The sequence below is a fragment of the Mesorhizobium sp. M7A.F.Ca.US.014.04.1.1 genome (assembly GCF_003998745.1).
In the GTDB taxonomy this organism is placed as follows: Bacteria; Pseudomonadota; Alphaproteobacteria; order Rhizobiales; family Rhizobiaceae; genus Mesorhizobium; species Mesorhizobium ciceri.
Window position 1 is genome coordinate 1 of record NZ_RZRW01001252.1, and the last position, 747, is coordinate 747.

The following is a 747-nucleotide window of genomic DNA, read 5'->3' on the forward strand; positions in this document are numbered from 1 at the left end:
CCCTGGAACACGGCGTATTGTGACAGACCACTGCGAAGTTGAGCATGCACTTGGACTGCGAATTCGCCATCCTGGCCAGGCCTGGGTTCGCCTGTCGCCACGATTAACGACACCGGTGCGTTTCCGAGGGCGCCAAGCATCGGCCGCAATGCCTGCACGGCCGGATCGAAAGCGATTGCGACAGCGCGATCGGGACCCCGCATATGAAGGTCAATACCCATGTCGCGGGTGACCTTCATTTGCTCGCCGAAGCGGTCGACCATCGTGGGATGTTGTTGGATTGCGGAAATGCCAGCGCGAACCGCGGCCGCACTGGAAGCAGCGTCGAATCCCAACGGCGTTCGCGCGCCGATGCCGACGATGACGATGGCGTCGTCTCTAGCCATCGACGAATTCCTCCGTCCAGATACCCATGCGCGTGGCGGCCGCCGAAACAGTCTGACGACGTAGGCTTATGGTGGTGCTCTTCAGCCGCTCCTCGTCATAAGGAACATACAGCGTGGTCATCCATGTAATGGAGAACTGACGCTTGTCTGGTTTGATCCGTAGCGTATGGATCGTCGGCTCCTCATGCTGCCGGGAGGGTCGGTTGTTGAACTCCGTATGTATGTCGAAGCCGATACGAGGCAGTACGAACTGGAAAAACCCGTCGCCAGTGAAATTGCCCAGCCGCACGGTTTCATAGCCGACAAGTGGCGTCCTGGTTTGCTGATCTTCCGGCGCGCACTGGTAGTATGGTCGGCTGAA

General features: G+C 59.0%; 1 protein-coding gene and 1 pseudogene. Both read right to left on the minus strand.

Annotated features, from left to right (window positions below; genetic code table 11):
- A pseudogene (locus EOA22_RS35895) lies at positions 1-263 on the minus strand (beta-ketoacyl synthase); the annotation flags it as partial.
- Positions 264-378: 115 nt separating this feature from the next.
- A partial coding sequence (locus tag EOA22_RS35900) for a DUF2169 domain-containing protein (protein WP_127390725.1) occupies positions 379-747 on the minus strand: 369 nt, incomplete at its 5' end.